22 protein-coding genes are annotated in these 24,800 nt (G+C 44.5%); 9 read left to right on the top strand and 13 right to left on the bottom strand.

Annotated features, from left to right (window positions below; translation table 11 throughout):
* The first annotated feature begins 7 nt into the window (after positions 1 to 7).
* The 4 genes from DXD11_RS00940 to DXD11_RS00925 are packed head-to-tail and all read left to right on the top strand — an operon-like array spanning position 8 to position 3,016.
* Entirely contained in the window at positions 8 to 583 is a 576-nt protein-coding gene (locus tag DXD11_RS00940) for a 2-oxoacid:acceptor oxidoreductase family protein (protein WP_118757590.1), read from the top strand.
* Positions 583 to 885: a 4Fe-4S binding protein gene (locus tag DXD11_RS00935; protein ID WP_004848700.1), complete on the top strand. Its 303-nt coding sequence runs from the start codon at positions 583 to 585 to the stop codon at positions 883 to 885. Before DXD11_RS00940 ends, DXD11_RS00935 begins: the two co-directional genes overlap by 1 nt.
* Positions 886 to 2,067: a transketolase C-terminal domain-containing protein gene (locus DXD11_RS00930; RefSeq protein ID WP_118757589.1), complete on the top strand. Its 1,182-nt coding sequence runs from the start codon at positions 886 to 888 to the stop codon at positions 2,065 to 2,067.
* A gap of 13 nt (positions 2,068 to 2,080) precedes the next feature.
* A complete protein-coding gene (locus DXD11_RS00925; protein WP_004848697.1) occupies positions 2,081 to 3,016 on the top strand; it encodes a thiamine pyrophosphate-dependent enzyme in 936 nt (311 codons plus the stop codon).
* A gap of 418 nt (positions 3,017 to 3,434) precedes the next feature.
* Here the strand turns inward: DXD11_RS00925 and DXD11_RS00920 are convergent, their stop codons facing one another.
* The 3 genes from DXD11_RS00920 to DXD11_RS00910 all read right to left on the bottom strand — a co-directional run bounded on the left by DXD11_RS00920 (position 3,435) and on the right by DXD11_RS00910 (position 6,258).
* Complete coding sequence (locus DXD11_RS00920; RefSeq protein WP_117548649.1) at positions 3,435 to 3,734, bottom strand: hypothetical protein; 300 nt, start codon at positions 3,732 to 3,734, stop codon at positions 3,435 to 3,437.
* 98 nt (positions 3,735 to 3,832) lie between these two features.
* On the bottom strand, positions 3,833 to 5,416 hold the full coding sequence (locus DXD11_RS00915; RefSeq protein ID WP_118757588.1) for a sensor histidine kinase: 1,584 nt from the start codon (positions 5,414 to 5,416) through the stop codon (positions 3,833 to 3,835).
* 80 nt (positions 5,417 to 5,496) lie between these two features.
* The gene (locus DXD11_RS00910; protein WP_243105792.1) at positions 5,497 to 6,258 is read right to left on the bottom strand and encodes a response regulator transcription factor; all 762 of its coding nucleotides are present in this window, start codon (positions 6,256 to 6,258) and stop codon (positions 5,497 to 5,499) included.
* Between the two features lie 122 nt (positions 6,259 to 6,380).
* Between DXD11_RS00910 and DXD11_RS00905 the strand changes: the two genes are divergently transcribed.
* Both DXD11_RS00905 and DXD11_RS00900 read left to right on the top strand, forming a co-directional pair.
* Positions 6,381 to 7,292, top strand: coding sequence for an AraC family transcriptional regulator (locus DXD11_RS00905; protein WP_158579412.1), 912 nt, complete (start codon positions 6,381 to 6,383; stop codon positions 7,290 to 7,292).
* Between the two features lie 98 nt (positions 7,293 to 7,390).
* Positions 7,391 to 8,443 carry an alpha/beta hydrolase gene (locus DXD11_RS00900; RefSeq protein WP_118757586.1) on the top strand — a complete coding sequence of 351 codons (1,053 nt, stop codon included), beginning with the start codon at positions 7,391 to 7,393 and terminating at the stop codon, positions 8,441 to 8,443.
* On the opposite strand, the gene DXD11_RS00895 is transcribed toward DXD11_RS00900, so the two are convergent.
* The 5 genes from DXD11_RS00895 to DXD11_RS00875 all read right to left on the bottom strand — a co-directional run bounded on the left by DXD11_RS00895 (position 8,444) and on the right by DXD11_RS00875 (position 15,339).
* A complete protein-coding gene (locus tag DXD11_RS00895) occupies positions 8,444 to 10,294 on the bottom strand; it encodes an alpha-amylase family protein (protein WP_117548645.1) in 1,851 nt (616 codons plus the stop codon). It lies immediately after the preceding gene.
* Positions 10,295 to 10,408: 114 nt separating this feature from the next.
* On the bottom strand, positions 10,409 to 11,374 hold the full coding sequence (locus tag DXD11_RS00890; RefSeq protein ID WP_055143962.1) for a PfkB family carbohydrate kinase: 966 nt from the start codon (positions 11,372 to 11,374) through the stop codon (positions 10,409 to 10,411).
* A gap of 389 nt (positions 11,375 to 11,763) precedes the next feature.
* On the bottom strand, positions 11,764 to 11,964 hold the full coding sequence (locus DXD11_RS00885; RefSeq protein WP_117548643.1) for a cold-shock protein: 201 nt from the start codon (positions 11,962 to 11,964) through the stop codon (positions 11,764 to 11,766).
* Positions 11,965 to 12,114: 150 nt separating this feature from the next.
* On the bottom strand, positions 12,115 to 14,634 hold the full coding sequence (gene glgB, locus DXD11_RS00880; RefSeq protein WP_118757585.1) for a 1,4-alpha-glucan branching protein GlgB: 2,520 nt from the start codon (positions 14,632 to 14,634) through the stop codon (positions 12,115 to 12,117).
* A gap of 24 nt (positions 14,635 to 14,658) precedes the next feature.
* On the bottom strand, positions 14,659 to 15,339 hold the full coding sequence (locus DXD11_RS00875; protein ID WP_118649257.1) for a hypothetical protein: 681 nt from the start codon (positions 15,337 to 15,339) through the stop codon (positions 14,659 to 14,661).
* Between the two features lie 297 nt (positions 15,340 to 15,636).
* Between DXD11_RS00875 and rpsT the strand changes: the two genes are divergently transcribed.
* Positions 15,637 to 15,900 carry a 30S ribosomal protein S20 gene (gene rpsT, locus DXD11_RS00870; protein ID WP_022059403.1) on the top strand — a complete coding sequence of 88 codons (264 nt, stop codon included), beginning with the start codon at positions 15,637 to 15,639 and terminating at the stop codon, positions 15,898 to 15,900.
* 153 nt (positions 15,901 to 16,053) lie between these two features.
* Here the strand turns inward: rpsT and holA are convergent, their stop codons facing one another.
* Complete coding sequence (holA, locus tag DXD11_RS00865) at positions 16,054 to 17,073, bottom strand: DNA polymerase III subunit delta (protein WP_015533192.1); 1,020 nt, start codon at positions 17,071 to 17,073, stop codon at positions 16,054 to 16,056.
* Positions 17,074 to 17,336: 263 nt separating this feature from the next.
* Here holA and pdxS point away from each other — a divergent pair, with 263 nt between their 5' ends.
* Together pdxS and pdxT are read left to right on the top strand one after the other, a co-directional pair.
* Positions 17,337 to 18,215, top strand: coding sequence for a pyridoxal 5'-phosphate synthase lyase subunit PdxS (gene pdxS, locus DXD11_RS00860; protein ID WP_118757584.1), 879 nt, complete (start codon positions 17,337 to 17,339; stop codon positions 18,213 to 18,215).
* Between the two features lies 1 nt (position 18,216).
* Positions 18,217 to 18,780, top strand: a complete 564-nt coding sequence (pdxT, locus tag DXD11_RS00855; protein WP_117548639.1) for a pyridoxal 5'-phosphate synthase glutaminase subunit PdxT — start codon at positions 18,217 to 18,219, stop codon at positions 18,778 to 18,780.
* Positions 18,781 to 18,869: 89 nt separating this feature from the next.
* Here pdxT and DXD11_RS00850 read toward each other — a convergent pair whose 3' ends face one another.
* From DXD11_RS00850 to DXD11_RS00835, 4 genes are all read right to left on the bottom strand, one after another.
* Positions 18,870 to 19,820, bottom strand: coding sequence for a YitT family protein (locus tag DXD11_RS00850; protein WP_117548638.1), 951 nt, complete (start codon positions 19,818 to 19,820; stop codon positions 18,870 to 18,872).
* Between the two features lie 81 nt (positions 19,821 to 19,901).
* A complete protein-coding gene (locus DXD11_RS00845) occupies positions 19,902 to 22,271 on the bottom strand; it encodes a DNA internalization-related competence protein ComEC/Rec2 (RefSeq protein WP_158579411.1) in 2,370 nt (789 codons plus the stop codon).
* Between the two features lie 108 nt (positions 22,272 to 22,379).
* Positions 22,380 to 23,315 (bottom strand): GerMN domain-containing protein, encoded by a 936-nt coding sequence (locus DXD11_RS00840; RefSeq protein WP_242992589.1) that lies wholly within the window; start codon positions 23,313 to 23,315, stop codon positions 22,380 to 22,382.
* Positions 23,316 to 23,324: 9 nt separating this feature from the next.
* Complete coding sequence (locus DXD11_RS00835) at positions 23,325 to 24,800, bottom strand: sensor histidine kinase (RefSeq protein ID WP_117548636.1); 1,476 nt, start codon at positions 24,798 to 24,800, stop codon at positions 23,325 to 23,327.

Genomic DNA, 24,800 nt, shown 5'->3' with positions numbered 1-24,800 from the left:
TGTAAAAGTGAAAAATACTATCGAAATCAGATGGCACGGACGTGGTGGTCAGGGTGCCAAGACTGCTGCCCTGCTTCTCGCAGATGTGGCATTCAAAACAGGTAAATATGTTCAGGGATTCCCTGAGTATGGCCCGGAGAGAATGGGCGCACCTATCACTGCTTACAACAGGATCAGCAGTGAACCTATCAGAGTACATTCCAACATTTACGAGCCACAGTATGTGGTTGTTGTAGACGAATCTCTGATCGAACCTGTACATGTGACTGCAGGTCTCGCCGAGGATGGTGCCATCATTATAAATACACCTAAGACTCCGGACGAGGTTCGTCCACTGCTCAAGGGTTACAAGGGTAGGGTATACACACTTGATGCCAAAGAGATCTCCATGAAGACTCTCGGCAAGAATTTCCCTAACTCTCCTATGCTTGCAGCCATCGTTGCTGTCAGCGGAATCATGGAGGAGGGACCTTTCCTCGAAGATATGAGACAGTCATATCAGCACAAATTTGCCAAGAAACCAGAGGTTATCGAGGGCAACATGGAAGCATTAAAGCTCGCCTTCAGGGAGGTAATGAAGTAATGAGAACAGATATAAGCAAGATACATGACAACAGCAAATGGACAGAGCTCACACCTGGAAACCACGTATACGGCGGTGGCACATCCAAGGCATTTAACACAGGTGAGTGGAGGACTTCAACCCCTGTCCTAGACGAGAGCAAATGCGTACACTGTCTTCTGTGCGCACCTGTCTGTCCGGATTCATGCATTCCGGTCGTATCAGGCAAGCGTCTCGCATTTGACCTGGAGCACTGCAAGGGCTGCGGTATATGCGCATACCAGTGCAAATTCGGAGCAATCACTATGAAGGAGGGCAAATAAATGGCTATAAGAGAACGTCTTTCAGGAAATGAGGCTGTGGCACATGCTATAAAGCAGATCAATCCGGATGTTATGCCTGCATTTCCTATAACACCTTCAACTGAGATACCTCAGTTCGTTTCAACATTTATCTCCAATGGAGAGATCGATACAGAATTTATACCGGTAGAGAGTGAGCACAGTGCCATGAGTGCAGCGATCGGCGCAGAGGCTGCCGGCTGCCGTACACTCACAGCCACATCATCATGTGGTATGGCTCTCATGTGGGAGGAGCTCTACGTGGCAGCGTCCAATCGTCTTCCACTTGCCCTCGCACTTGTAAACAGAGCACTCTCCGGCCCTATCAACATCAACTGTGACCACTCAGACAGTATGGGCGCACGTGATACAGGCTGGCTTCAGATATACGCAGAGAACAACCAGGAGGCATATGACAACTTTGTTCAGGCATACAGAATATCTGAGCACAAGGATGTCAGACTTCCTATCATGATATGTCAGGATGGTTTCATCACAAGCCATGCCGTTGAAAACATCACCCTCATCGAGGATGATCTCGTAAAGAAGTTTGTAGGTGAATACACCCCTGAGCAGTATCTGTTAAATCCTGAGATGCCTATGGCTGTCGGTCCTTACGCCACATCTCCTTACTATATGGAGACTAAGATGGCTCAGAACACTGCCATGAAGAATGCAAAGCAGGTTATTCTTGACGTTGCAAAGGAATTCGAGGAGATGACAGGCCGTCACTACGGATTCTTTGAGGAGTACAGACTTGACGACGCTGACTACGCCATCGTTATGATCGGTTCTGCTGCCGGAACAACAAAGGAAGCTATAGATGAGCTGAGAAACGAAGGCAAGAAGGTCGGACTCTTGAAGATCAGAGTGTTCAGACCATTCCCTGGTGAGGAGATTGCAAAGGCTCTCGCCCACACCAAGGCTGTGGCAATCCTTGACAGATCGGAAGGATTCAGAGCAGGCGGCGGTCCTCTCTCAGCAGAGGTTAAGGAGCACCTGTATGACATTCAGGCAACCACAAAGGCTGTCAGCTACATCTACGGTCTCGGCGGTCGTGACTACACTGTGGAGAGCGCAAAAGGCGTATTTGCACAGCTTGAGGACATGATCGAGAACGGTGCTGAGATTTCTCAGTATCAGTACATAGGACTTAGACAGTAGGAGGTAAGATGAAATGGCATATAATTTTAAAGAAGTAATGAACAAGCCTGAGCGTCTTGCTCCAGGTCATAGAATGTGTGCAGGCTGCGGTGGTACTATCACTGTCAGAACTGTACTCCGCGCCCTTCACGAGGGCGACAAGGCGGTCATCGGTAACGCCACAGGATGTCTTGAGGTTTCAACCTTCATGTATCCTTACACAGCTTACGAGGACAGCTACATACACAACGCATTTGAGAACGCAGGCGCAACCCTCTCAGGTGTTGAGACAGCCTACAACGTTCTGAAGAAAAAAGGCAAGATAGATGACACATACAAATTCATCACATTTGGCGGTGATGGCGGAACTTATGACATCGGACTTCAGTCACTGTCAGGTGCCATGGAGCGTGGACATGACATGGTATATGTGTGCTATGACAACGGAGCATACATGAACACCGGTATTCAGCGTTCATCAGCTACTCCTATGTATGCTGACACCACAACCACACCGGTAGGCTCACAGTCAAATGGTAAGATGCAGAACAGAAAGGATCTGGCACAGGTCATGGCTGCCCACGACATCCCATATGTTGGACAGTCTACTCTTCTCGGCAACATGCGTGATCTCTATGAGAAGGCTGAGAAAGCCATATACACACCTGGCGCAGCTTTCCTCAACGTCATGTCACCATGTCCTAGAGGATGGAGATACCCTACAGAGAAGATCATGGACATCTGCAAGCTGGCAGTCGAGACATGTTACTGGCCTCTGTTCGAGGTTATCGAGGGCAAATGGATCCTCTCCTACTCTCCTAAGAAGAAGCTTCCTATCGAGGACTTCCTGAGAACGCAGGGCAGATTCAAGCACCTGTTCAAGCCTGAGAACGAGCACCTTCTCGTTCAGTATCAGCAGGAGGTTGACCGCCGTTGGGAGGATCTGCTGTATAGATGTTCTAAGAATTAAATATTAACAAACGGACGAAAGAAATCCAGTCCAGTATATATACGATCACGTTTGTCTTCCTTCGTTTCCGCTTGCTTCTATCTGCATGCGGCTACGCACGCGATAAGGGCGTTGCGTGCTTCGCCTTAGCAAGAAGCGCTGAAACTCAGTCGACTACACTACCGATCGTAATATATACTGGACTGGATTTCTTTCTGTTCTTGAATATATTGTAATTCTTAGAACATCAAATCTTATCTTTTAATTTAGTTCTTAACTGCTGATTGTTGCATATTGTAATATACGAATTTTCTAGTTGTTTTGTATTCTTTACATGCAAGTGTATAATCACACAATAATGGCATCGCATACTTCATAGCAAGAAATGGTAACTCTCAGTCAATGGCACTATCGTGCTATTTTACACCAAAGAAAAATATCAGTTAAATGGAACCTCATAGAAATCATTGAAAGTGTATTGCGCATCTTCGCCTGCATTTTTCCAGAACAGCAGGCTTTCTACCTGACTTACATCCAACATGCGGTCTGTGGTGAACAGAAGTTCGTATTCTCCGGCTGTGTTTGTATTTTCGTCTCCCGATTCGACGATATCTGTAAGCATTGTTCCATCCTTCAGTTTCACACTGGAAAGGACTGCATATTTTTCATCTGAGGTCATGTTCTTTGCACCGCTTATATCGAGTACATAGTTCTGAACCAGTTCATCATCTCTGAACACTAGCTGTCCATTTTACGCCGGACAGCCTCCTCTTATCTATATAACTTCTGTCAAATATGTTATTATACGTTTTATTATTCAATACACATTATCTGTGTCTATTTACTCCAGATGATCGTAACCACAAACTTTCCATCTTCCATGGCTATATCCCCGGTAAAACCTGACAGGTCAAGTATTTTCTTCACTATTGACAGCCCCAGACCATTTCCTGTATGTCCGGTCCTGGCGGAATTGCCTTTTTTCATAGGCTCCCATAACTCAGGGGGATCACAGTCTATCTCACCATCCATATCATTTGATATGACCAGTCTGCCCACACCAATATCAATATTTACAATGCTGTTGTCTGACGCATACTTTACCGTATTCATGATCAGATTATCCAGCATGATATCCATGAGTCTTGCATCGGCGCGTATCTCAGCATGACCGGCGATTTCGCACTCTATATTCCTGTTCTCCAGTTCACCTGTATACCTGTCTGTAACCTGTCTGGCAAGCGCCGCCATATCCACATTGTCATTCTTAATAGTCAGTGTGTTTTCCAGCCTGATGTATGAGAGCATACCGGTTATCATCTCATTGACATATGAAACATTATCCAGTATAGAGGCCGTGTAATGCCTTGATTCAGCATCATGAACTATCTGCTGCAGGTTCTCCGCATATCCTGATATGGCGGTAACCGGGCCTCTCACATCATGTGCTATAGCTGCAATGATATTTCTGCGGGTCTCATCCTCAATGATCTCTTTTTTCTTTTTCCTGTAGGATATCACCGCCGTTATCACATAGCACAGAAGAACTAATGGCGTCATATATATAATGATACGAAACAGCCCCATCTCAGATCTTGTAAATGGATCCTCGTACATCGCAGCTGCAACATAATAATCGTTTCCACCAACAGTCACAGTTCTGCCTCTGTAGTAATATCCTCTCCAGGATATGTCCTCTTCATAATCTGTATTGGTGTCCATCCCTTCCCTCTCAAATACATCATTCAAATATGCTCTTGAGCTCTCATACTGTTTTTCCATATTTACAAAATCCACATTGTCTTTCCCCTGCGCAACAAAGTCATGGTATATCTCCGAAACCGATCTTATATCTTCATATACCTGATCTTCTGACTGAACTTTGACAGCTGTTATACCTTCATCCGTGGATATCCACTCATAGGTTACACCATTTTCAACAAATCTGTCTCCCGGCTGAAAATCATCATCCCCTGAGCCTGTATCTGAGCTGTTATCTTCATCCTCAAGCTCAGCGTCATCCTCATATGCAGCATCTTCCTCAAACTCAGCATCATCCTCAAGCCATGCATCCTGTCCTGACAGCTTAACCCCATCGTCATATCTGTAAACCTTTGATACAAAATAAGGTGTATTGCATTTGCTGAGTATCCCCTCTATATCTTCCCGTATTTCCTGATCACTCTCACCATCTTTTATCACTCTGTACATTCCATTGCACACTGTTCTCACATCATTGTCAAATCCTGATCTCTGGTTGTAATTGACTATAGTCAATAAACCAAGTGCGGCTATGATGATCAGCATAACCATAACTCCTGCAACCAGAAACCCGCGCCAAAGTTTTCGCCTCACTATACGCTTAAGCTCGCGTCTTACTGCCGGTGTATATTTCTTCTTATTATTCTTTTTATCAGTCATATCGTTTTTCTCCCTTTTTACATTCTAATCCAGGCTTTCTAATACAGACATTTTTATCATCATTTCTTGCCTGATATAAATTATATTTCTTTCACCTGATACCCCTTGCCTATCACAGTCTTTATCTGCTTTCCTGCACTGCCTATACCTGCCCGGAGCTTTCTTACATGATTATCCACGCATCTGTCGCTCCCCTCATAATCATAGCCCCAGATATCAACGAGCAGTCTTTCTCTTGTGATAACCTTTCCCTTATTCTCAAGAAGTATCTTCAGAAGAGCAAACTCCTTTGGTGCAAGATCGACCTCCACGCCATTTACCTTCGTCATGTATCTTGACGGATTCATGCTTATCGCTCCACATACCAGCTCTCCATTGCTGTCAGCCCCCTTGGATCTCTTGATAAGCGCCTTGCACTTGGCATACAGAGTTGCAAGTGAAAATGGTTTCACTATGTAGTCATCACAGCCCAGATCATAGCCCAGCATAATATCCCGTTCGGAATCTCTGGCCGTCAGAAATAATATCGGAACCATACTGTGTCTGCGCATCTCACGACACACCGCAAAACCATCCATCCCTGGCAGCATGATATCAAGCAGCACAAGATCAAATGTCTCCATCATGAAACTGTCCAATCCGTCATCGCCATTATACGCCACCTCGACATACATCTGACCTCCACTCTCTCTGACAAAGTAGTCATGTATGACCTCACTTATGTGTATATCATCCTCCACCAACAATATCTTGTTCAGAGCGAACATTTCCATTTTTGAAGTCTCCGAATTTTTTTCTGCATATGCGGCATTTATTGACGCCTCTATGTCATTTCTCTCCACATCATCACCTCCTTGACCTGCATATTAACAAACCGATATGACTTTCATATGTCCATTATAACAATTTACTACAAATATGTGCTATAGTGATATACATACATTACATGGAGGTAGAAAACCATTTGAATTGGACCGAAGGACTTATTAACGCAATTGATTATATTGAGACTCACCTTATTGACGGTGAAGTATTGGACCAAAATACAATAGCCAGGCAGGCTTACTCTTCTCCCGACAACTTCAGAAAAGTATTTCATCTAATCACGGGATATACTATAGGGGAATATATCAGAAACCGCCGGCTTTCCCTGGCTGGAGAAGAACTCATTTCATCCAACCGCACGGTGACTGATATTGCACTTGAATACGGATATGACACACCCGAAAGCTTCACGAAGGCTTTCACACGCTTTCATGGAAACTCTCCAACTTATGTTCGAAATAACAAGTCCGGTCTCCATAATTTCACCCGGATTGTATTAAGGGTCACAGCAGATGGGGGATCTATGCTCAACTACAGAATCGTCAAGATCAACAACATGTGTATTGCCGGTTATTCCAGGGTTTTCACAAGCCTCGATACCGCGAAAAATAATGTTCTGATTCCAAAATTTACAAGAGAATGCTGCAGTCAAAGCTGGGATAAACTAATGGAAATTAAATCCACTGATGAAAAACCAAATAACTGCTTATTCGGTTACAGATCAAATGATTTTATAAATATTGATAAGTTCAATAATGAAATTTCATGCTTTAATTACACATTTGGACGAATGATCACAAAACAAGAAATTTCCGGATTAAATATATCCGATTATTCGATAACAAGCATTCCTGACGGCGAATGGATCTGTTTTGACTGTTCAGATACTACTCCTGCCGGGCAGCAGTCACTTTGGTATAAAATTTACACAGAATTTCTACCATTTTCTCATTATAACATAGTGCCTGACATAACCTTAGAGTGCAGCAATGTATCATTAAAAAAGGAACAAAATTACCTTCTCCTGCAAATCCGCCCCGACAAGGTTTAACCATTGCTGACAGGTCATAATGCAACTCCTGTGATATTGTTTTTATAGTATTTCTCACTTATATGATAATTACTAAATACAATCAAAGGAGGCCTTTTATGAAAAAGGAATTAACAATTTTGACCACATTCAGCATAGCTATTATATTAGTTGTCACCGGGTGTCAGCACTCGTCAGCATCTAAGAATGACTCTACTGTCACCCAATCGGTCACCAGCTATTCTTCATCCGAAGATACGTCAATCAAAGAAGCAACAACAAGTGAAACCTCAGTCAAAGAAATCACAACTGAGGAGCTTACTACAGAAGCGCCAACTCCAACAGGTTTACTTCCAGAGGAACGTGCCAGCATAACCATGGGAAAACTCTCTCCCGAGCACATGTATTATAACGAGGTGACAACTCTTGATCCCGCCTGTGCAGACTATATCAACGAATTATCCATTTATGATGCTGAGATAGATGACACTTTTGTTGTCCATATATCTCTTCCACCTGATTATAACGAAGCAAGCTCATATCCAATGGTTGTTATGACCGATGGAGTCTGGAGACTCAGTGATCACCCTGAACTCAGACCTCTTATGACATCTGGCCAGATACAGGACGTTATCCTTGTCAGCATAGGATATCCAAACACTTACAATTATGATGTCATCAGAAAAAGAGATCTCCAGACTAACCCTGATTCATTCCTGCATTTTATTGTAGATAACCTGATTCCTTACCTGGAAGAAATATACTCTGTAAACCCTGAAAATATGACTCTCACAGGACATTCCCTAGGTGGATACTGGGCTTACTACGCTCTGTTCCATAATGACACTATAGGAAAAAATACATTTGCAAATTATTATATTGGCAGTCCTTCCATGTGGGCAAATACTGACGGCAAATTCATGTCTACGTACGAAGAAGAATATTACAATAGAACACAGACTCTAAATGCTAATGTCTATGTAACCGTAGGTGCAGATGAGGATAAAAACTTCATATCTTCTATCGAGGATTTCTACAATGATTTACAAGAGAGAAATTATTCTGGCTTAAACCTAACCTACGAAAAAATAGAAGGCTATGACCATAACACAGTCTTTAAGCCTTCTATCAAAAATACTCTCCTTATGTTCTATAAAAAAGATTCCGAATAACTATCTGTAGAACCACCAGCATCCATATCTAGGCATGACTGCTCCAAGCTCGCGGAGTGTCTTGCCTGATATGAGATCGGTATATATGTCAGCCTGATCCTCAGGCATAGTCCAGATGAGCTGATCCATGTTGCTGAAGTTGAAAAATGCCCTCAGCTCATGTCCTGCATATTCCCTCACTATTCCGAGGACGCTTGCACATCCTGTCTCTATGGTGTAGACATTTGCATTACATGAAAATACATCATGCGATGCTCTTATATCCTCCATGTGGCGCAGCGCGTCAAATATCTTCATGGCTACAGGATCTTTATTTTCAACCTTGTCCCATGGGAAGTTTCCTCTGTGCAGATATCTGCTGTCCGCACATTTGTCCGGATCATTCTTATAAGTATAATCGTTTGTCTGTCCTATCTCATCACCGCTGTACAGAACCGGGATTCCGCTCTGTGCCAGCAGGTATCCATGAAGCATGAGATCACAGGCAATGGCCTGTTCGATCTTGTCTGCATTTGCCTCGTACTGGCCGGCCTCAAGGCCTGACAGGGATGCTGTTGTTCCACACAGACGGGCATCTCCGAGTCTAGGATCATCGTTATAGAGCTCACCTCTGGAATCACTGTTGTATCCCTTTCCTGTGAAATAGTCATTCAGGAACTTCTTGTGTGCCACCTCATCTATGCCGAACTGTGCCAGCCAGTCATAGTCAAGTCCCCAGCCAATATCATCGTGGCATCTGAGGTAATTCAGGAACACATAATCCTTTGGAAGTGCACACACCTGATCCATCTGGCGCTTTAAGAGTCCCACATTCTTCGTGGCTATCGTATTCCACGTGGATGCCATGGTTGTCACGTTGTAGAGCATATGGCACTCTGGCTTGTCAACTGTTCCAAAGTATGGAACTACCTTGGAAGGCTCCATAACGACCTCTCCGAGAAGAAGGACTCCCGGACATACTATCTCACTGATTATCCTCATCATACGGACAAGAGTGTGAACCTGTGGAAGGTTACGGCAGTTTGTGCCTATCTGCTTCCATATATACGGAACAGCGTCGAGTCTGATGACATCTATACCTCGGTTTGCCATATAGAGCATGTTGCCGACCATGTCGTTGAACACCATAGGATTTGCATAGTTCAGATCCCACTGGTATGGGTAAAATGTAGTCATGACCACCTGATTGCAGTCATTTATCCATGTGAAGTTACCAGGCGCCGTAGTTGGGAATACCTCAGGCACAGTCTCCTCATATATGTTAGGAACGAACCAATCATCATAGAAGAAATATCTGGATCTTGCAACAGGATCTCCATTTCTCGCTGCCCTTGCCCACTCATGATCCTCACTTGTATGGTTCATTACGAAATCCAGACAGCAGCTTATACCCTGTCTGTGACACTCTGCAGTGAGGTCCTCCAGATCCTCCATGGTTCCAAGCTCAGGCTTTACCTTTCTGAAATCCGCAACAGCATATCCGCCGTCATCTCTGCCCTTAGGGCTTTCCAGCAGCGGCATAAAATGAAGATAATTCACACCACATGACTTCACATATGGAAGCTTTTCTTTTACACCCTTCAGCGTTCCCGCGAATGCATTTGTGTACATCATCATACCTAACAGATCATTCTGCTTATACCAGTCCGGATTCTTGACACGGCTTCTGTCCAGCTTCTTGAGATCAGCATTTCTCTCCTGATAATAACCATACAGAGAATCGCACAGCCAGTCAAATGCCTCCATATTGTTGTTATAGAGCTCGCAGTAGAGCCACTTGAGCTCGTCATATCTCTCATCAAATCTCTTTGTATATTCTGCAGTCTTTTTCACTGTCTTTGAACCTGCCATTTATCTTCTCCTTTTCTGACTATAGTCAATTAACTTATCATTCTCATTTTATTTACATAATCTGTATCATTACCGTACACAACCTGTTTTAATCTGTTGCCGTATTTTTATCTATTACTGTCTCTCGGCAATGAGCTTCTCAACCTCGGATCTCTCCGGCATAACCTTGAGTGCTCCCTTGCGTGTTGTGATGATCGATGCAGCAGCATTTGCGAATACAAGCATCTCTGTAAGCTTATCAGTGTCAAGATCTTCAAGTCCATTATCAAGTACATAATTCAGCACGCATGCACAGAAAGTGTCCCCGGCGCCTGTGGTCTCTATAGTATTCTCCTGGATAAACGGCTTTGCCTCAGCGACTACATCCCCGTAGTATGCACGGCTTCCATCTCTTCCCATGGAGAGAAGTATCAAAGGTATATTGTATGTGTCCTGAAGTATCTTTATACCCTCGTCAAAATCCTCTCTTCCTGTGAACCACTGTATCTCATTATCTGATATCTTGAGCACATCACACTGTCTCATACCCCAGTCGATCTGATCATGGGCCTCGTCCAGAGTCTTCCACAGAGGCTCCCTGAGATTCGGGTCAAATGTGACGATGCATCCAGCCTCCTTTGCAGCAGCCACAGCCTTCTGTGTTGCAGAACGTGACACCTCGTACGTCAGTGAGAGTGATCCGAAATGGAACAGCCTGGCATCCTTTATGATACTCTCATCCACCTCATCTGCGCTTAACATAATATCCGCCCCCGGATTCCTGTAAAATGAAAAGTCTCTGTCTCCGTCCTCGTATGTATGCACAAATGCAAGTGTTGTGTGTACATCCCTGTCAAACTTCAGATTGTCAGTGTTGATCCCGGCATCAGCCACAACACCGGCAAGCATTTTTCCAAGGAAATCATCCCCTACTTTTCCAACAAATGCAGTCTTCTTGCCAAGCTTCTGCAGCATAGCGAGAACATTGCATGGTGCTCCGCCTGGATTGGCCTCCATCATCATATTGCCCTGGCCGCTGAGCCCGTTCTGTGTAAAGTCTATGAGCAGTTCTCCAAGTGCCACAACATCAAATCTCTTCATGGTACATATCCCCCTTATAATCTAAAATAAATACGTGCCTGTTTATTTAACTGTTTATCAACAACAGCAAATGCATGAAACATGTTTCACCATATATGTGTATTCTACATTTTATCATCGCCAGCCGTCAAGATGATTTTTAAATATGTGTTGTTTTTATTATAGCAGACATACAATTTTAGCATATGGCGATATCTATAATATTCTTGTATTTATGTAACACGAGGCCTTGTAGATATTTATCTCAGTTCTACGCAATAGCATGCTCCAGTTCGTTGCTCATAAAAAACATCCCCTGATCATCTGTAATCATAACCCGGGGATGTTCTCCTAATTCAACATGTATTCGCTTTAAATATATGGCTGTTTTGACATATACCGCATTGTATTTACAGTTTTGTCACATTTGTCGCCTGTGGACCCTTTTCACCGTCCACAACCTCATACTCTACTGTATCTCCCTCTTCAAGAACCTTGAAGCCCTCCATATTCAGTGCTGAGAAATGTACAAATACATCTGCTCCATCCTCATCACATATAAAGCCGTAGCCTTTCTTTGCATTAAACCATTTTACTTTTCCTGTCTTCATACTGCTTCCTCCTTAAAAACTACCCGGATTCTTACGATCAGGAAGATCGTCACCCGCCTGATGTACAAAAAAGGGGCACAGAACAATATCGTTCTGTGCCCCTTTGCACTTACATTGACATTATATGACCTGTTGTCTCATATTGCAAGTTTATTTTTTTCGTGAATTTATATCTTTCCGGATATCATCAGCAACAGCCGTCACTGACTTTTCTATATCAGCTATATCATCCTTGATCCCTTTTGATATCTCAGATGCTTCTTTCTTCAACTTAGCAGTCTTCTTCTCTGCATCATTCTTCAGCTCTGATGCCTTTTTCTCAGCGTCTTTCTTTATCTCCTCAGCCTTCTTCTGTGCCAATGCAGCCTTTTTCTTTGCAGCGTCCACACGTTTCTTTGCAGCCGCCTTGGCTGCCGCTTCCTTCTTCTCAAGCTCAGGTGACATATCCGTGTAATCGTACTCAAACACAACTGTTGAGAGTGGTGGAACCGTGATGTCTATACTGTAAGGAGTTCTGGCATTCTTCTTGTCCAGTGCCTTGACCGGCTTGCTGTTGAGTCTGCCCTTTCCGCCAAACTGTACATCATCTGAGTTGAGTATCTCCTTGTATGTCGTGTAGCACGGAGCCGGTATACTGTAATTATCTCTCTCAACCGGAGTGAAGTTGCATACGAAAAGCAGCTGCTTCTTCGGAGTTGAGCCTCGTCTTACAAATGAAAGTATGCTCATGTCCGGGTGATCGCAGTCTGTCCACTCAAATCCCATTGGATCTGTGTCATTCGCATACATCGCATCATTGGTATTGTAAAGCTTGTTGAGCGCTTTGACATACCTCTCCATGCCCTGATTGAGCGGATTGTCTAAGACGAACCAGTCAAGGCTTCTCGCCTCACTCCACTCTCTAGGCTGTGCAAATTCCTGCCCCATAAAGAGCAGCTTCTTGCCCGGATGTCCATACATGAATCCGTACGCAGTTCTGAGATTTGCGAATTTGTCCTCCTCGCTGCCAGGCATCTTTTCTATCATTGAACGCTTGAGATGAACTACCTCGTCATGGGATATGACGAGAACATAGTTCTCAGCATACGCATACGAAAGACTGAAAGTCAGCATGTTCTGATTGTTCTGTCTGAAATATGGATCCATCTGCATATACTCAAGGAAGTCATTCATCCATCCCATATTCCACTTGAACAGGAAACCAAGTCCGTCCATGGATGCCGGAGCAGTTACACCTGCCCACGCTGTTGACTCCTCTGCTATTAGATATGCCCCCGGATTTCTCTCCTCCATGATGCGGTTTATATTCTGCATAAGTGCTATTGCCTCAAGATTTTCGTTTCCACCATGCTCATTCGGAAGCCACTGTCCATCCTGCTTGCCATAGTCAAGATACAACATGGATGCCACAGCATCCACGCGGAGTCCGTCTATATGGAACTTCTCGACCCAGAACAGAGCATTTGCCGTGAGGAAGTTTGCCACCTCATTGCGGCCATAGTCAAATATATATGTGCCCCAGTCAGGATGCTCTCCTCTTCTTGGATCCGGATGCTCATAGAGAGGCATCCCATCAAAACGTCCAAGTCCGTGCGCATCCCTAGGAAAGTGTGCTGGCACCCAGTCGAGGATAACACTGATTCCCTTGCTGTGCATATAATCAACGAAATACATAAAATCTACTGCATCACCATATCTGCTGGTCGGTGCATAATAATTGGTAACCTGGTAGCCCCATGAGCCGTCAAATGGATACTCTGATATACCCATGAGCTCTACGTGCGTATATCCCATCTCATTGAGATAGTCTGCCACCATAGGAGCGAGCTCCCTGTATGTGTAGAAGCCTGCATCGTCATCCTCAACCTTCTTGTGCCATGAGCCGAGATGCATCTCGTATATGGACATAGGCATGCGCATTCTGTCAGTACGGCTGATCTTGCTTCTATCCTTCATCCATGATGTATCCTTCCACTTATAGCTGCTTATGTCCGCAACCACAGAGGCATTCTCAGGTCTCATCTGACACTGGTTGCCATATGGATCCGCTTTGTACAGTATCTCTCCATATCTTGTCATGATCTGATACTTGTACACAGCACCTGGCTCCACGCCCGGCAGGAACAGTTCGTATATTCCCTCATTTGCCGTGATCTGCATAGGATTTACATTACCATCCCAGAGATTGAAATCACCGACTACACTGACACGTCTTGCATGAGGAGCCCACACTGCAAAGTAGGTTCCACGTACACCGTCTATAGTCATAGGGTGTGCGCCAAGCTTCTCATATATATTGTAATGTCTACCCTCCGCAAAAAGGTATGTGTCAAAATCCGTGATAAGCGATTCAAATGAATATGGATCTGCACTGTTTATAATGGTGCCATCCTCATATGTGGTGACAACATTGTACTTGTTGCCATCGTACTCCTTCTTATCAAAATAAATGGCGAACAGTCCTTCATTTGTCATCTGTTCCATGGTGTGTATCTTCTTACCTGTGCGCGATGTAACCTCTACCCTGATTGCCCCCGGCTTGTACACAACGATTATCTGACCTTCACCATAATCATGGATTCCCAGCAAATGCTTTGGCGCATTGATCTTGCTGGCAATGAGCTCATCATAGAGCACCCAGTTTATCCACTCCTCGATTCTTTTTCTCATAACTACCTCCCATTATGTAACCTTCTATCTGAATTTGTGTGGACGTGATTTCTTATAGCTTATAACCCTGACTATGATAGTAACCACAAGTCCAACAAATATCGTTCCAACATACACCCAAAGAACCTTCGTTCCCGTACCGGCCGGTATTATATCCGGCAGGACATCGTGTCCCGGAAAAAGCTCCGCATAGCTTTCTCCAAACACCATTCTTCTTATGCCATACATGATTCCGCTGCCGGATACCGCCATGGCTATAAAGCTGATTATTCCTATTATAACGCCTGCAGCGCCGCCCCATACAACACACTCATACAGTCTCCTTCTCCTTATGACTACAAAGCATGCCACCAGAAGCACAATGGATATGAACACACCATTGCTTGCCTTGGATTTGATGTCTGCAAGCTGTTCAAGCCTCATCACATTCTCAGTGGACAGATATACGTTGCCAAACCTGTACTCCTGCTCGCTGTCCCCATCCAGGGCATCCAGCACGATACTGTATTCCACCCACGCATCAAATTCTGATAATTCCTCAGTCTGTCCGTTATTCATGACTGAACTTATCGTGCCGCTATTACTCGGCTTGTAGCTCTTCTCCGCAACCCTGAAAACGCTGAACGAACACATTATCGCCGTGGAGATGATCAGCAAGACCAGCGAAAGTGCCATTATCACCTGAAAAAATCTATATTTAAACATCTGTATATTTCTCTGCTTTTCCTGTATTATAATATGTATGGATCATTAAGACCCACTGCATATATGATACCATTTACCCCTTTTTATGTAAAGGAAAGTAACACGTTGTTTTACTTCATTTTTCTTAGGAAACAACATGAAAATAATCCGCGAAAATGCGCAATTTTTTGTTTTTTAGTCTTGACAACGAATTGCGTTTCATCTATTATATGTGAGTATGTTTACATTGAATTGTCCGTGTCCGGTTTTAATGTAAAACCTTATTATATTTAATTAGATTTTATGGAGGTAAGAATTTTGGCTAATATCAAATCTGCAAAGAAGAGAATCAATGTTATCGAGAAGAAGACACTTAGAAACAAGATGATCAAGTCTAAGGTTAAGACAGTTATCAAGAAGGTTGAGGCTGCTATCGCTGCTGGTGATAAGGCTGCTGCTCAGCAGGCACTTGTTGTTGCTACATCAGAGATCAACAAGGCTGCTTCAAAGGGCATCTACCACAAGAACAACGCTGCTCGTAAGGTATCACGTCTTGCAGTTGCAGTTAACAAGATGGCTTAAGCATCTGGCTGATAACTACATAACTTTGACACAAGGATTTGGATATATTAAACGGCTGCATATATTTGAACCAATCATAGTTATATAAAAAATAACCACTGTTTTCACAGTGGTTATTTTTTTGCCTCAATATCTAATATCATCACCAGTCTCCTACTGCATCTCACACAGCTCCACGATCATGACCTCCATCGCTGCGTTATCCATAACCTGTCCGGTCTTGAGCTTGTAGTCCATGTCCTGACAGTTCTCCACTATGTCTTTAAGCTGTGCCATGCTGTAGCCCCTGCACTGAGCCTTGTAATTCTTCACTGCCCACACCGGGCATCCTGCGATCTTCGCCAGGCTGGCGTCCTGCGCGCCATCTGATAATGCCATCTTTACCAGAAGGAGCTTGTTGAACTGTCTCATGATACATGCGTTTATCATGATCGCCGATTCCTTATTCTCAAGAAGATCGTGATACATACTGCAAGCCTTCTCCTTCTGCTTTGCAATGATGAAGTCTATCATCTGATACACCTTGCTCTCCGCATCCTGACTGCACAGAAGATCCACATCATGCTCGCTGACCTGCTTCGTGTCTCCGGCGTAGCTTATCATCTTGTCAACCTCATTCTTGATACAGTTCATATCCATGTTAGCAGCTTCGATTATCTTGTATATCGCCGTGTCTGTGGTGGCAACACCATCGGCACGGAACAGTGACTTCACCCACGTGACCATCATCTTCTCATCAGGGGTCGCAAAATCCAGAGCCTCTCCATTCTTGTCCACAGCCTTGAACAGCTTATACCTGGTGTCCACATCCATCTCTACAAATATGGCAACTGATGTATCCTCTATCTCCACCAGCTTCTTTGCAAAATCCTCGTTGCTGCTCTTGAACAGACCACTGTTCTCCACAAGGACAACTCTTCTGTCCGCAAAAAATGGCATCTCGTTGCAGAATGCAAGAAGCTCAGATGTATCGATCCCATTTCCGGCAAATTTCATAAAATTCAGATTATCGTCCTTATCAGTCAGAGCCGACAGCAGCTTATCCCTGTACTGGTTCACGAGATACCTCTCCTCCCCATACAGAAGATATATCTTGGCAAACTCCCCCGTCTTTATATGTTGGTTTATGACCGCCATCGCGTTCTTTTTTTCTTTTTTCTTTGTTGCAGCCATTACGTTTCTCCTTCATCAAGCTTATGTCTCACAATATGATTTTCAAAATACAGTACCAGTTTCTACCATAATTATATCTTATGTGGCAAATCTGACCTGTTTTTCTATGTATTTTGATAATATCAGAGGTTATCTGACCTGTTTTTATAATCACATATTGATTATTTTTATAATGTCACTTTGGTTTTATAATCACCTACAGATTGTGAGTTTATGTACACTCACTCCAATAAACACAAATCTAATTATAACGGAGGTTCAACATGGAGACAACAGAAAGATATAAGTTAAATAAGGAACTTGCCCAGATGCTTAAGGGCGGAGTTATCATGGACGTTACAACACCTGAGCAGGCTAAGATCGCTGAGGCTGCCGGCGCTTGTGCAGTTATGGCACTTGAGAGAATCCCAGCAGATATCAGAGCTGCCGGTGGTGTATCACGTATGAGCGACCCACAGATGATCATGGGAATCCAGAACGCTGTATCAATCCCTGTTATGGCTAAGTGCCGTATCGGACATTTTGCAGAGGCTCAGATCCTTCAGGCCATCGAGATTGACTACATCGACGAGAGCGAGGTTCTCTCACCAGCAGATGACGTATACCATATTGACAAGAGACAGTTCAAGGTTCCATTTGTATGTGGTGCCAAGGATCTCGGCGAGGCTCTCAGAAGAATCAACGAGGGTGCTTCAATGATCAGAACTAAGGGCGAGCCTGGTACAGGTGATATCGTTCAGGCCGTAAGACATATGAGAAAGATGAACAGCCAGATCGCTGAGATCGTCAGCATGAGAACAGATGAGCTGTATGAGGCAGCTAAGAAGCTTGAGGTTCCTTACGATCTCGTTCAGTACGTACATGAGAATCACCGTCTCCCAGTTGTAAACTTCGCAGCCGGCGGTGTTGCTACTCCTGCCGATGCAGCTCTCATGATGCAGCTCGGTGCTGAGGGTGTATTCGTAGGTTCAGGTATCTTCAAGTCAGGAGACCCTGCTAAGCGTGCTGCTGCCATCGTACAGGCAACAACAAACTACAATGACGCTGATCTCGTTGCAAAGCTTTCAGAGGGACTTGGCGAGGCTATGGTTGGTATCAACGAGCAGGAGATCGCAATCCTCATGGCAGAAAGGGGTAAGTAATATGCAGGTTGGTGTATTGGCAGTACAGGGAGCTTTCGCAGAGCATGAGCATGTACTTTCCGAGCTCGGCGTATCATGCATAGAACTTAGAAATGCCGGAGATCTGAACAAGCCTTATGACGCCCTGATCCTTCCTGGCGGTGAGAGCACAGTCCAAGGAAAGCTTCTCAGAGACAGCGACATGTTCGACACTATAAAGTCTCAGATCAAGGGTGGCATGCCGGTTCTTGCCACATGTGCAGGACTTATTCTTCTGGCACAGCACATCGAAGGTGATGACACTGTACACCTTGGCACTCTCCCTGTCACAGTAAAGAGAAATGCCTACGGAAGACAGCTTGGAAGCTTCCACACAGAGGCCGAGCTTAAAGGTATCGGTGAGGTTCCTATGACTTTCATCCGTGCACCTTATGTGGCTGAGGCTTCACCTGAGGTTGATGTCCTTGCAACAGTTGATGACAAGATCGTGGCGGTTAAGTACGGCAACCAGTTTGCCCTCTCCTTCCACCCTGAGCTTGACAGCGACTACAGGATCCACAAGGCATTTGTAGACAGTATCCAGTAATATATTGACTACAGTCTAAAACATATATCAATAAAGAAAGCCTGTGACATATACAGCAGTTATCTGCCGGTATATGTCACAGGCTTTTTCTAATCTATTTTTCCGGTATGCTCCAGGCCATCAAAGTCCGTCATACTCTCATGCTCAGGAAGATTTGTGAGCGGTTCTTCCTTCTCCTCTATCTTCTCAAGGATCCCCTTGTATTCATTATCCTTGATGTGGTTGCCGATGATCTCCGCCACATCCGTAACTGTGACAAATGCAGAAGAATCTATGGAATTGATGATGTTCTTCAGCTCACCGATCTCAAATCTCGTGATAACACAGTAGAGCACTGTCTTGTTGCCGCTTATCATTCCCTTGCCCTGCATGATGGTAACTGTTCTTCCAAGCTTCTTGTATATCTTGTCTGCCACCTCTCTGGCATCATCAGTTATGATCATGGCTGCCTTCGCCTGCTCAAGACCGGTCTCAACCATATCAAGCACCTTTGATGTTATAAAGTATGTAAGAAGACTGTACATCGCCCTGTCCAAACCAAAGAGCATTCCCGCAATAGAATATATGATCAGATTCATGCCCAGAACAACTCTTCCAACCGGCCAGTCTTTTTTCTTGTTCAGCATGATGGCCACGGTCTCCGTTCCATCCAAGCACCCGCCGAACTTGATGATGATACCAACTCCAAGTCCAAGTATCACACCGCCGAAGCACACCGCAAGTATGGTCTCTGAGGTTGCATTTTCAAGGGGTTTGAATATCTCCACAAATACTGAGAATACAGCCATGGAATAACCGGACTTAACTATGAACATCTTACCAAGCTGTCTTGAACCTATTATAAGAAACGGAACATTAAGAACGATCGTCAGAATACTCAGGGACACTTCTGTGAGATTATTGATCATGATACCTATACCGATGACTCCTCCGTCAAGTATGGTGTTCGGCACGAGAAATTCTTCGATAGCAAATGCAGCTATAACTGCGCCAAGTGTCAGCATTACAAATTCCAGCAGTAATTTTAGTTTTTTTGTCATACTCATCTTCCTTTCCACATCATAGTCGTTTCTTCCTTCCCCTGTTCTCCTTTCAGAATTCTTATTCTCATAACTCCCTGATCATCTGTATCCGGTTACCGAAATTCCACCATCCGTTATCTCTACACATATAGCGCCATGGTCTATGGTACTCATTACATCAGCTCCACAGGCATCCAAACGCTCCAGTGTCTCCCCGTGCGGATGACCATATCGGTTATTCTCCCCCGCCGATATGATCGCAAGATCCGGGTCGACTGCTCTCAGGAACTCCCCACTCGTAGAATATCTGCTGCCGTGATGTCCGACCTTCAACACATCAGCACTCAGATCACCGCCCTCCGAGATAAGCTCCCGTTCTCCATCTTCTCCCAGGTCTCCCGTAAATAAAACACTGTACCCTCGATACTCCAGACGGATAACCGCAGAAAGATCATTTGCATCTTTTATATCAGTTTTTTCGGACGGATGCAAGAAATTTAACCACACCTTAGCTGCATCCTTGCCACAGGACATTTGAGAACCGCCGTCCATATATATGATATTTACGCCTCTTTTCTCTGCCAGCTCAAGCAGTTCACCCATATTTTCAATATCACCATACATCGGAACCACAAGATTATCTATTCTGATACCGGAGTTCGTATCGCTTAGAAGATATTGGATACCGGACACATGATCTTTATCTCCGTGTGTCACAAATGCATAGTCTACATGAGCTGCACCATAAAACTTTAGAACAGGCGCCATCACGTACTCACCAACCTTATTGCTACTCGTCGAGCCCCCATCTATCAATATATTTACTCCCATGCCAGACCTTATAAGTATGCCGTCTCCCTGACCAACATCCATAAATACAACTCTGAACTCCCGGTCAAATGAAGCTGCTTCGTAACACACGCAACACAAGGTCATGATCACAGCAGCGCACAGACAGACCATCCGCCTCCTCACCCTGGCGCAGTCTGCACTCTTTGCTCTTACAAGCAGGATCAGCACTCCAACCATAGCCATATAAAATACTACGATCATCATAACCGACACATGGCCTGTATTTATACTGTAAAATGGAAGCTTCATCGCCCATTCGCAAAGCTGCCTGTATATTGCAAGTATCAGCTTCACAGGAAACGCTCCTATGCCCACCGCCATCTCATTGCCCTGTAGTATCCCGGGAAAAATAAGCATAGCCGCAATCACGACGATACTCACGAATATTATCACAGAAACCAATGGCACTATGAGCAGATTCAGAAAGATCGAATACAGCGGAAACTGGTAATAATAGAATATAACAAGCGGTCCGGTGGCAAGTGTTATCGCCAGATTCATTACAAGTGTGCTGACTACCTTATTCTTAGTTGGAATAAGCTTTTTCATAAGTGCTCCAGGCACCGCCATCCCCAGCACTGCGGCAAAAGACAACTGAAATCCGGCATCAAGGATGATACCCGGATCAATCAGCGCCTGTATGACTGACGCGGTTCCCGCGGATGTAAGCATATCAGGGCTTCGCCCCTTTACCTGACCGATCACAGATATCACCATCATTATCATGGCTCTTACAGTTGAACTCGCCATCCCTGTCATAACTCCGTAAAGTACGATCACAGATATAGCCATTATACCTGATGCCATATATGACCCTGTAAGCCTTCGCAGCACGCCGAATAATGTCATTCCTATTATTGCTATGTGCACACCGGATATCGCCAGAATATGAGCTATTCCATTCATCTGAAACAGCTTCTTCGTATCCCTGTCAATGCCGCTCTTATCCCCCAGTAGCATTGCCTTTATCACCGAGCCATCCGTCTCTCCAAACACACTGTCTGTGATCTCCCCGGACTTTATACGCAGCCTGAACAGAATGTCTCCTATACGGCTGTAGTCCTCTCCACACTCCAGAATGGAGATATCCTTTCCTACTATATATATTCCCTTGTGCGAATAATATTCCCGCGCATCGAATTCGCCCGGATTATCTGCAGAGTCCGGCCTTGACAGACTGCAGCTTAAGGTCAGCTTCATTCCGGTCTTCAGGCTTCCCACGTCTTCCATGTACAGCAATACCTTTGATCTTCCCCGGTATTCCACAGTTTCTTCTGAGTCGCCTCCGCCAAATGTTATCCATTCCGCATACACATATACCCGCCATTCATCGCCGGACTGCCTGATCTCGTACACCTTTCCTTCTATACCGCCCGGCTGCTGCCCATCGAGCTCTTCTGCGAGTCTCTCCTGCTTTGACATAGCACAGCCATTCATATAACCGGTCAACGAGATCATTCCAAATATCATCATACTCAGAACGCATCTGACGATCCTGTTCTTTCTGTCTTTATCACCATGAGCTTTGCCACTATAAAAAAACATGGCTGTACCGGCTTTGTCCATGTAAACCGACAATACCGGTGCAGCCAATATGATCAGACCAATTATAAGCACTGAACTGTCAGCCGCCTCTTTATACGCCTCTCCAAGCGCAAAGCATACTGCTATCCAGAATAATGGTCTCTTTATATTCGTATCCTCCTGTTTTGTTCAAACTTCTGTTTATCTCTCAAGCTTTGAATAATCAGCAGTAAATTTCCTGCTGAGATCGATGTTGTTCAATCTGTTATTTGTATTATCCACATTTATCTGTACCCTCTTGACATCTTCAAGCTCCATGAGGGAATCCACAACAGAATACACAAGTATCTCATCGTCCACACCTGCTGTTCCATCCGCAAAGCTCTCATTAAATGTTATCGTACACACTCCGTCAGCATCATCCACAGTGACACTCTTAACCACAGTTTTCTCATTGAACGGTGCAACTGTTCCATCGTAACTCATTCTCAGTCCTGCAACCATCTGTTCCTCCAGTGATTCAGGAGCTGATCTGTCCAGATCTATGGTCTTCTGAACCAGCTTCTGTCCTGTGCTGTCCGGCATATATATGTTGTACTCTTCATGTGGATTCATGAAGTTGTCCATATCTGAAAATGAATCATTTGTGAGCTCCTCACGCACGATACTGTTCTCATTTGCAATGTCAGTGTATTCATACACAACCTTCTTCACCGATTCGATCTGTGTCAGAGTTCTCACAAATGCCGCCTTGCTTAGCACCATCTCATATGTGTCAGTGGCCTCCCAGTCAACGTTGAACATAAGATTGATAGTTGCCTGACCGTCATATGTATATCTCTGGTACGTAACGCCCTGAGGAACCGGGACCTGCTTATCCGTCATTTCCCCGCTGTCCATCAGCGCATTCATCACAGTATCGATAAGGTTCTCCGTCGTGACGAGCTGGTCACGGGTGACAACCTCCGGGGACAGATCAGTCCACGTTGAGTTTGCATAGTACAGAGTCAGATTTTCAGTTGAATCGTCCACAGTTTTTTTCTTTCTGCCACTCTTGCTGTCGCTTCCACATGCCACAAGGACCACCACCGTGACCATGACCATGGCAGTGAGCAAAATTCTTTTTTTCTTCGTCATATCTATCCTTTACTCCTGAGCCTGTAACGGAATCTTTACCGTGAATGTCGTTCCCTTTCCCGGCTCACTATATACATTTATAGTTCCTTTGTGCATGATAATAATATTCTTCGTGATGGCAAGTCCCAGACCGGTTCCACCTGTGTCTCGGCTTCTCGCCTTGTCTACTCTGTAGAATCTCTCAAAAATGTGATTTATACAGTCCTCCGGTATGCCGACACCGGAATCCGCAACCTTGATATAGAAATTCCTGTGGTCTGAATTGAGAGAAACCTTTATCCATCCGCCATCGATGTTATATTTTATTCCATTTTCTATCAGATTCGAGATCGCAAGAGTAAACTTCACCTTGTCTATCTCAGCTTTTATATCGCCAAAGCTCTCAAATGAAAGCTGTATGCTCCTCTTCTCCGCCAACGGCTTAAGTCTCTTGAGTATGAGATCCATAAACTCGTTCATGTCCACAGGCTCTTTATTCAGGCTGTCCGGTCCCTTATCTGTTTTGACCAATGTGAGCAGATCACTTATGATCTCCGCCTCTCTGTCTATCTCCTGAACTATATCCTCCATGAATTCCCTGTACATCTCCGCCGGTACATCGCTCTGGGTGAGCAGCGACTCGGACAGAACCTTCATGGATGTTATCGGTGTCTTTAACTCATGTGAGACATTTGATACGAATTCCTGACGGGACTCCTCAAGAAGCTGTGCCTTGTTGAATATATCGTTTATATCCTTTGTCAGCTCCTGTGTCTCTCTGAACATACCATCCACGCTCATCGGTTCAAGGCTGCCGCCTTTCATTCCCTCTATCTCGTTTCTGACATGGTTCACATCCCTGACTGATAACTTAGCCGAAAAATAAGCAGCTATCAATCCAAGTATCAAAGATATCGCAAACAGATAAGTTGCATTTCTCTTCATATATATTGACAGGTTATCGAGAGCATCGGTCTCAAGAGATATCAGTGCCACCGCATCTGTATAGCCCTCACTGTTGATCACTGGAACTATGCGTCTGTACACATTTTCCTCTGTCTCTGATATATACTTCTGCTGCCCCTTCATTACGCTGAACACGTTCTCATCCACCAGATATCTTCCAGTGTCTTTTCCATAGGAGTCCACCACGACCTTGTAATCAGTATCCACTATAACTATACGTGCAGAGAGAGAATAAGCCATGGTCTTTATCTCGTCCACGGCTCTCCCTATATCATCCTCCGCCTTGTGTTCATTCACTATATGAGCAATGTATTCTGCACACTCCTGTGCGTGTCTGTCAAGATTTCTCTCACTCTTCGAATTCACAGTGCCCGCCAGTATCCACAGTGCTGCATAAGCGATCACTGCCACACTCACTGCCACAATGAGCGATATGATCGTTCTCTGCCCCACTCTGATACTGACCCTTGATCTCTCCTGGGCGGTATTCTTCTCTTCAATTTTTTCTGTTTCAACTGTTGCACGTTTCTTTTTTTTCAT

Source organism: Coprococcus sp. TF11-13, from assembly GCF_003481085.1.
In the GTDB taxonomy this organism is placed as follows: domain Bacteria; phylum Bacillota; class Clostridia; order Lachnospirales; family Lachnospiraceae; genus Coprococcus; species Coprococcus aceti.
This window is presented reverse-complemented; position numbering and strand designations above follow the sequence as displayed.